5 protein-coding genes and 1 pseudogene are annotated in these 8,848 nt (G+C 65.6%); all 6 read right to left on the bottom strand.

Going from position 1 to position 8,848, the window contains the following annotated elements; genetic code table 11:
* Nucleotides 1-47 precede the first annotated feature (47 nt).
* Nucleotides 48-1,979: a type VI secretion system baseplate subunit TssF gene (tssF, locus tag V8683_RS30915; protein ID WP_411191459.1), complete on the bottom strand. Its 1,932-nt coding sequence runs from the start codon at nt 1,977-1,979 to the stop codon at nt 48-50.
* 393 nt (nt 1,980-2,372) lie between these two features.
* Nucleotides 2,373-2,495, bottom strand: a complete 123-nt coding sequence (locus tag V8683_RS30910) for a hypothetical protein (RefSeq protein ID WP_411191457.1) — start codon at nt 2,493-2,495, stop codon at nt 2,373-2,375.
* Between the two features lie 289 nt (nt 2,496-2,784).
* Entirely contained in the window at nt 2,785-4,107 is a 1,323-nt protein-coding gene (locus tag V8683_RS30905) for an MFS transporter (RefSeq protein WP_411191455.1), read from the bottom strand.
* Nucleotides 4,108-4,180: 73 nt separating this feature from the next.
* A complete protein-coding gene (locus V8683_RS30900; protein ID WP_411191454.1) occupies nt 4,181-5,392 on the bottom strand; it encodes a CaiB/BaiF CoA transferase family protein in 1,212 nt (403 codons plus the stop codon).
* 10 nt (nt 5,393-5,402) lie between these two features.
* Nucleotides 5,403-7,187 carry an acyl-CoA dehydrogenase family protein gene (locus V8683_RS30895; RefSeq protein WP_411191452.1) on the bottom strand — a complete coding sequence of 595 codons (1,785 nt, stop codon included), beginning with the start codon at nt 7,185-7,187 and terminating at the stop codon, nt 5,403-5,405.
* Between the two features lie 747 nt (nt 7,188-7,934).
* Nucleotides 7,935-8,848: pseudogene (locus V8683_RS30890) on the bottom strand (hypothetical protein); the annotation flags it as partial.

The raw sequence follows: 8,848 nt of genomic DNA, 5'->3' as shown, positions 1-8,848 counted from the left end.
ACCTCCAGCGTGCGCGGCTGGGTATTCCAGGACATCCGTGATCCTCCTTACAGAACCTCGCGCGTGCCCTCACGCGTGGGCCAGGTGAAAATGGGACCACGCTGCTGCGTGCAGAACGTGGTCCGGGTAAAGGCATGGGACGAAACGTGGCGCGCCACGTACCGCTCCAGCACCAGCGCGAACGTGAAGGGCGACATGCCTTCGAACGCGGCCTCGTCGAAGGTGAGCGTGACGCCGATGCCGCGCATGTACGTCAGGTCGCCTCCCAGCCGGTGGTGGTCGTGTACCGGCATGGCAAGCGCACCCGTGAGGCCGTCGAGCTGGCGCTGCATGACAGGCTCGCCCGCCCCCAGGTACGGCTGGAGCATCAGGCGCAGCCCCTCGCCTGGCGAGGGTTCGTCGTATTCGTCATCGAAGGCGCCGTATTCGAGATTCATCTGCCGGATCAGTTTCCACGTCGCCTCGCCCCACGCAAGCGGTGGCCGGGGTAGCGTCGGAGGCCGCACAAAGCCGACGCTGGCGACCGACTTCGCACCGTTGGCCACGAGATCGTCCACGCCGTCGTGCGGCAGGGTGCAGGGCAGGTCGCCGTTGGTCAGCCACGCGTCGAGCATGACGTGCCGCACACCCGTGTCGTCCGGTGTCTGGTCGTGGGCGAGCAGCGTCAGCCACGTGTGGGTGCGGATGAAGGGCTGGCGGGTGCGGTAGCGGCGCACATTGCTCGCAGGCTGGTCCAGTTCGCAGTGCAGTGTGAACCAGCGTTCATCGCCGCGCTCGTCATCGGGCCGCGCCACGTCCAGCGGTGAGAACGGTATCGCACCGTCCTCCCCGGCCTCGTCCCCGTCATCATCGACGCGCCCCGTGACGCGCTGCACCGAATGCACCTCGTAGTCGTCGGGTGCACTCACATAGGGCACGAGCCGGTGCTCACGTGCGTCGGGATCGACCCGGAGCTTTTCCGTGCGCACCGGAAAAAGGTTGATCGCGGGCGTACAGAACAAGGCGAACTGTGCGGCGTCGACGTGCTGCGCGAGGTCACCGGCCTCGCGATCGAGCAGCAGCACGATTTCCGCCTCGGGACCGTCGATCCTCGATAGCCCGCCCGCGAGATCGGTGAGGGTAAAGAACCAGAAGCGCGAGGCCATGGCGAAGTATTCGTGTACAAGATTGTGCCCGTGGTACATCGTGTGCACGGGCGGCAGGAGGCTATGCTCCGGCTCCAGCCCCTCGTACTCCACGGCACGCTGCATGTGTCCATGGCGCAGGCCGTTCTGGAAAACGCCGTGCAGCTCACCTGTCGGAAACTGGCCTGGCACGCCGGTCACGCTGGCAAGCGTCGCGGTATGGACCAGCTCGAACAGGTGCGAGGCAATGCGAGGCTCGCCGCACAGGTACACGGGCAGGCGGTCGAAGCCTGCCAGCTCACGAATTGCCGTGCCGTTGGTGGTGCGCAGCCGCAGGCGCAGCGAGCCGCGTACCCGAGCGTTGCCGTGCACCTGGCGGTACAGGTCGGGCATGTCCGGGGGGACACCGCCCAGGCTCGCATGGACGATTTCAACCGGTCGCATGGTCAGATCGAAGGCGGTGCGGAACTCACAGGCCGACCGTCCCAGCTCTGCACCGGAGAACAGCCGCGTGCCGCGTGGCAGCACTTCGCCTTCGCCGCCCTGGCCAGTCCTGTAACCGGGATAGAAGCGCACCACGGCCATCGAGGGCAGCGGCGCGACATAGTTGGGGTGGACGCACGCGAGCTGGCGATGGGTGAAGGCATCGGTCGCGCGGTCGGTACGCATGCGCGTGCGCGCATTCATCCAGGCCGAGGCCTGGATGAGACGCTGCGCATACGGGTCCGCAGTCTCACCCGTTTCCAGCATGCCGAACCGTCTGGCGATCTTGGCATGCCGAGCCGCGAATTCGCCGGTCAGAGCCGTCTGGTACTTCAGTTCGCGCAGGTAATAGTCGGGGAGTTTCGGGTCCATTGTCTTCCTGTCAGAATGACAGGAAGGCTTGATAGCGAATCACGAAAATTCCTGTGCGATATGTCAATGCGTTGCTGAACATTCCTGCTCGTCTCCCTGTCAGACAGCGTGCTGAAGTCAGTCCCGCAACCATGCGACCGGGACGAACGCTGACTATGTGCCAGCCCGGGAGTGTCTCCAATCAGATATTTCTGAAACGCCAGGGGATGCCAACAAAATTGTGAAAAAAGCGCCCGTGTGGGCGCCCAAAGATGGACCCGACAACCCCGTATCGGAAAGCTGCGTGAGATACGGAGACGTGGTTAATGCCGATGTTGATGATCGGGCCGTGGAACACGCCGCCCATGACTCGCATCCAATCTTGCGGGCAGGATTAACGCTGCCCGTGTCGTATCAGCTCGCCCCTATGCCATCGTCGTCACGTAGCGCGGCGGCACGCAGTGTCTCGTCGACCGCGACAATCCCACCGACTTCGGCATAGCGCTGCAGGCAGTGCTGGATATCCAGCGCGCGCATGGCTTCTATGGCCGCACTGTGTGTCGCGTTATCTGGCGCCACAACCATGATGCGCGAACGTGCGCATGGCCTTGGCGTAATATCGCATCACGTGTTCGACCTTGTGCCCGATTCCGTGCGCGCGCTCGAAGCAGCATTCGAACGTGTGCTGGCTTCGGGCGGCGCAGGCGACCGACGAATTCGATACGCTTGCCGATCTGGTGCGGTGCACAGCGGGGCGACGCATCGGCCCGCTGCGCGTGCGCGGATTGCTTTCATCGAGGCCCCCATCGCATCCCCGTCTGCAGTCTCACTCCGGCAGCGCGCCGGTCATATCGGCCTGTACCGCCGATGGCTGGCGGCGCTGCAGCACGGCGATGCAGATGAGCGAAGTGCCCGCGAGCGCGCTATAGAACAGCGCGAGCGGCCACCATTGTCCGGGGAAGTCGTGCGCGAGCAGCGTGCCGACGAGCGGCGTGAGCCCGCCCGCGAGCGCCGCACAGCACTGGTACGAAATGGAGATCGCCGAGTAGCGCACGCGCACCGGGAACGCGTTGGTCATGAAGCCGGCCATGACGGCATACGAGCTCGACATGCACATCACCGCAACGGCAATGCCGATCACGATGGCGGTCGGACGTCCCGTGGAAACGAGCACGAACATGGGATAGGGCGAGAGCATTGCGAGGCCCGCGGCCACGATGAGAAAGCGGCCCGAGCCCACGCGCTGTGCGAACCAGCCCGAAGCGAGCTGCGTGAACAGTTGAATGAACGCGACGACGAAGAGGCAGTCGAGGATCAGCGCGCGATCGAGCCCGAGCGTTTGCGTCGTGTAGTTCAACATGAACGTGTTGACGAACCACGCGCCCGCCACGCCGATCACGTTTGCGCCGAGGCACAGCAGCACGCTGCGCCAGGCGTCGCGCAGCACCTCGACGATCGGCATGGATGCCGTGCGCCGCTGTGCCTTGAGCGCCTCGAATTCGGGCGACTCCCTCACGCCAGAGCGGATCAGGAGACCCACGACGAGCAGCACGGCGCTCGCGAGGAACGGCAGGCGCCAGCCCCAGGCGAGAAGCGCGTCGTGGTCGAGATGCGCGACGCTGCGAAACGCAAGCAGCGCGAGGATCAGGCCTGCGGGGCTGCCGAGCTGCGCGAACGACGCGAGGAAGGTGCGCTTCTCGCGCGGCGCGTGTTCGCCGGCCATGAGGACGGCGCCGCCCCATTCGCCGCCGATGGCGATGCCCTGCGCCACGCGCAGCAGCACGAGCAGGGCGGGCGCGAGCGCTCCGGCATTGGCGTAGGTCGGCAGGAAGCCGATGCCCACGGTGCCGACACCCATGATCGAGAGCGTGGCGACGAGCGCCTTCTTGCGGCCGATCCTGTCGCCGAGATGGCCGAACACGAGGCCGCCGAAGGGCCGCGCGAAAAAGCCGACGGCAAACGTGCCGAACGAGGCCAATGTGCTGTAGAACGGCTCGTTCGATGGGAAGAACAGCTTGCCGAAGATGAGCGCGGAGGCCGTGGCGTAAATGTAGAAGTCGTACCACTCGATGGTGGTGCCGACGAAGGCGGCGAGCGAGGCGCGTGCGGGTTGGCGCGCCGTCGCGGCGGGAGCTGCGGGTTGGGTCATCGTGTGTCTCCTTTGCGATCGGTTGGAGCCGGCTCGGGCCGGTCTATATTCCGTTTGCACTACTATGTGACGATCAGCCCTTCACGACGCCAGCCTCGAAAAGCCGCGCCTGAGTCTCGCGGTCGATGCCGAGTGCGTCGAGCACCTCGCGCGTGTTCCCGCCGAGCGCGGGCGGCTTCGTGCGGTACGTCGCGGGCGTGCGCGAGAGCTTGACCGGCGCGCCGGTGCCGAGATAGCCGTCCATTTCCACGAGCATGCCGCGGTGCCGCGTGTGCGGATGCGCGACCACGGCATCGACGGTCTGCACCGGGCCGCACGGCACGCCATATGCCATGAGTTCGCGCGCGAGCGGCTCGCACTCGTGGTCGGCGAGGCGTGCTTCGAGCGCGGCCTTCAACTCGGACCGGTGCGCGCAGCGGCTGCGGTTGTTTGCGAAACGCGGGTCGTCGGCGAGCGCGGGCACGCCCAGGTGAGCGCACAGCTTCGCGAACTGCCGGTCGTTGCCTACGGCGAGGAAGATCGGCGCGGTACGCGTGGCGTAGCTGTCGTAAGGCGCGATATTCGGATGAGCGTTGCCGCTGCGCTGCGGCGTGCGGCCGTTGCCGAAGAAGTTCGGCAGATGCGGATGCAGCAGCGAGACCCCGCAGTCGTAGAGCGCGATATCGACGGACTGCCCCTGGCCGCTCTTCTCGCGCTCGGCCAGCGCAAGCAGGATGCCGGCCAGCGCGTTCAGGCCCGTCACCATGTCAACGATCGGCAGGCCGATGCGCAGCGCGGGGCCGTCGTGCTCGCCGTTCACGCTCATGAGCCCGGCCATCGCCTGGATCACCGCGTCGTAGCCGGGCAGGCCGCCGAGCGGGCCGTCCGCGCCGAAGCCGGAGACCGCGCAATGGATGAGGCGCGGAAAGCGCGGGCGCAAGTCGCGTTCGTAATCCATTCCCCAGCGCGCGAGCGTGCCGGGCTTGAAGTTCTCCACGAGCACGTCGGCGCCTTCCAGCAGTTGCCAGAGGATCTCGCGGCCTTCGTCGCACGAGAGATCGACGGCGATGCCCTGCTTGTTGCGGTTCACGCCCACGTAGTACCACGCGGTCTCGTCGAGGAAGGGCGGGCCCCAGCCGCGCGTTTCGTCGCCGTCGGGCGGTTCGAGTTTGATGACCTCGGCACCGTGGTCGGCCAGCGCCTGGGTGCAGTACGGACCGCCCAGTACGCGGCTCAGGTCGATCACGCGCAGGCCATGCAGCGCGCCGTTCACGGCAGAGGATTGGGTGGGCTTGCTATCGTTCATCGTGGTGGCCTCATTGTGCAGGGAGGAGCCGCATCGCGTCAGCGAGCGCGAGCGGGTGCTCGTCCACGAGGGCGCGCAGCGGTTCTGCATGTGCGTCCCGCGCATCGGGCTCCAGCGGATCGCGCGGCAGCAGCTTGTGCCGCACGATCAGATGCGCGAGGGCGAGACGCCGGTAGTCGGGCGCGACGCGCGCGGCCTCGCAAGCCATGAAAACCGCCGTGGTGGCGTGGTAGAGCGCGGATGCGGCCTGGCGTACCGATTCGTCGCGGCCGCATTCCGCCACGCTTTCGAGCACCGTGCCCGCGCGCTCGAACACGCCGCGCAGCAGGGCCGCGCTCTTCTCCGGCAGACCCGCTTCGGCTATCTCCGCGCGCACATAGCGTGCAAGCGCGTCCAGCGCGCCTTCGCGCTTTGCCGCGCGCGCGACGTCCAGGGCGACGATGTTGCTCGTGCCTTCCCAGATCGAGCCCAGGTGGGCATCGCGCACGAGCCGCGCATCGCTCCATTCCTCGATATAGCCCACGCCGCCGCGCACTTCCATCGCGTCGCCGGTGACGCGGCGCGCGTCGCGGCAAGCGCGGAACTTGATGAGCGGCGTGAGGATGCGCACGCATTTCGCGGCGAGCTCGTCGCCCTGATCGGCTCGCGGGAGCAGCGTGGCGATCCGCATGAACATCGAGCGTGCCTGCTCGGCGGGCAGCATCATCTTGAGCAACTGGCGCTGCATGAGCGGCATGTCGATCAGCTTGCGCCCGAACGCCTCGCGATGGCGCGCGACGTGCAGCGCTTCGGTCACCGCGCGGCGCATGAGCCCCGCGGCACGCACGCCGTTCGAAAGCCGCGACATGTTGATCATGTCCGCCATCTGGTGAAAGCCGCGGCCCACTTCGCCGATCAGATAGGCCTGCGCCCCTTCCAGCACGATCTCGCCGCTTGCCATCGAACGGCTGCCCAGCTTGTCCTTCAGGCGTACGATGCGATAGGCGTTGCGCGTGCCGTCCGACAGCGTTTTCGGCAGCAGGAAGAGCGCGAGGCCCTTGATGCCCGGCGGCGCGTCGTCGGGGCGTGCCAGCACCATCGCCAGATCGGCGTCGGCGTTCGAGCAGAACCACTTGTCGCCGTAGAGACGCCAGACGTCGTTGCCTTCTAAGTCGGTCGTGCGCGTGGCGCGCGTGGCGATGCGGGCGACGTCCGAGCCCGCCGCCTGCTCGGTCATGAACATCGCGCCCTGGTAGAGCGTGTCGAAGTCCTGCGACGCGAGGAATGGTAGATAGCGGGCCACGAGCTCCGGCGACCCGAAGCGGCGCAGCGTGCGCGTGAGGGAGTCGGTCATGCTCACCGGGCAGCACAGGCCGAACTCGGCCTGCACGAACAGGTAGGTCAGTGCGTACTTCACGAGCGGAGCCGGCGGGGCGGGCTGATGGCTCATCGCCGCGAGGCCCAGTTCGGAGTAAGCGACCCGCTCCAGCGCCACGTAGTCGGGATGCTTGTCGAGGTGCTGGAGCGCCTCGCCGCGCCGCGTGCGGTGCTGCAGAACGGGCGGGTTGTGGTCCGCCGCGAGCGCCCACTGGTCGAGTTCGTCGGAGGCGCGCTGGCCGAGGGCACGCAGCTTTGCTTCCAGGGTGGCGAACGCCATGTCGCCCAGGTAGCTGCGCAGCAGCGGCGCGTAGCTGGGGTCGCTCGTGTAGAAGTTGATGCCGCGGCTGTCGGGGATGTTGGCGGCGCCGTCGCTCGTGGATGACGCGGCTGAAGCGGCCGAAGCGGCCGAAGCGGTGAGGCCGGAGTGGTCGCTCATCGAATGTCTCCTTGTTTTGCGCGCACGCATGGCGCAGTGCGATTGTCGCGGTCTATTAGTTAGCGATACAGCCGGGCGAATAGTTCGTAATACAGGCCTGGCAGGCCCACCACACAAGGCTGTGCGACCATCTGTGTGGGGATGGCGCTCGATGTATTGCGCGTGTTTTGTAGATTTGCTTTCCTGTCGTCATGAATGCGCTGGACGATCGATTAGTTTGCGATACAAACGGGCGCGGAGCGGCACAGAGTCAGACAGCCCGGCGCATCCCACGGGCCGCGCCTACTGGCCCTTTCGAGTCCTTGGCGGATTCCGTTTTCCATATTTCAATTGGGCCAAGCTTAGGCGCGCCAACGATCACGGTCCAATACAAAGAATGTCCCGTTCGATAAGTCCTGTTTATCGAAAACAAAAGACCCGCACGCCATGAAGCGTGGGGTGAGCGTGCCGAAATGGCGTGCCTCGGCTCCGGCAATCGACCGGAGGTACAGTCGAGCAGGGCGGCCGACGCAGAGAAGCGCAGAACGGGGGGCAGCCTGTTTCCCCCGGCGATCAGGAAAAGAACCCGGAGAGCTTATGTTTCGAGAGCCTTCAGCACCGAGAGGCCCAGTGGGTCAGCTAACAATAAGTTTTCGAAGTCGTTCGTCCAGTGCGGATCCGCCCTGCGGGGATTTCGGTGAAATCGCGGCCATTGGCACGGCGAACCGCCGTCGATGGCCGCTCGAGAGGGCGTTTGGCCGCGCGGACTCAACTCGTACGGCGAAACTCTTCCTCGGCTTTCAACGCCGCCAAAGCCAGGGGATCGTCCTGGGCGGCGTGTTCCGTCTCCCAAAGTACTGATGGGTCTGACGTGGGAACGGGAGCGGCGTTGGATGGCGGCAAGCCATATGCAGCACGATGGGCCTGCCCAAAGTCGCTTTCACGCAGCGCCGCTCCGTTCTGGCGGGCTTTGTGCTTGCTCGGCCCGACAACGCCCGCAAACGCATTGCCGCGCCCCTTCTCGATGGCGTCGATTTCTTCCTGCCTGGAGCTTTTGAGTTGGGACGCGGACTTCGCACGAGGCTTTGTCAAATCCGCTTCCCGGACAGACTCGTCCAGGAGTGCAAGTTCCATCGCCTTCCAACTGACATGTCCGAAGCGCCGCTTGTCCGCGTCGGTCATCTCGATCTCGAATACGTAGCCATCTTTGTCACGGCAAAGCAAGGAGTCGGAAAACCGTGCGATTCGTTTGACTTCCACCTTGAAAGCCGTGCCATTGCCGGGGGTGAGCACCTGCAGCCTGGCAAGCTCGGTCAGTTCCGGTGCGCTATACGTGGCCTGCTTGTACAACACAAGCCCCCTTCGGCAGGTGACTGTATCCCACGGCAAAAAGGTGTCGTAAACCTCCTGCGGGTTTCGTACGCGGGCAGCTTCTCCGCGTCGCTGCGCCTGCTGGTACGCGTGAATCGCGGCCGGCGTAATACCGACTCCCGCCGCATACATCTCCTTCGTGCGCAGTTTGCGCTTGTTGGCCGTCAGGTTAAGGTGGCTGATTGCCTTAAGGAGGAGTCGCTCGAAATTGTCCAGGAGAATCGGCTTCTTCATCCGCCTGATGCGACGCTTGATTGAGTTATCGTCGGAAGTGGTGTATGCGGCGTAGGGAGGAGGCAGGAGAAGGCGGT

Source organism: Paraburkholderia sp. AV2, from assembly GCF_054968425.1.
The sequence above is the reverse complement of the archived record's forward strand: the minus strand, read 5'-3'. Positions and strand labels throughout refer to the sequence as shown.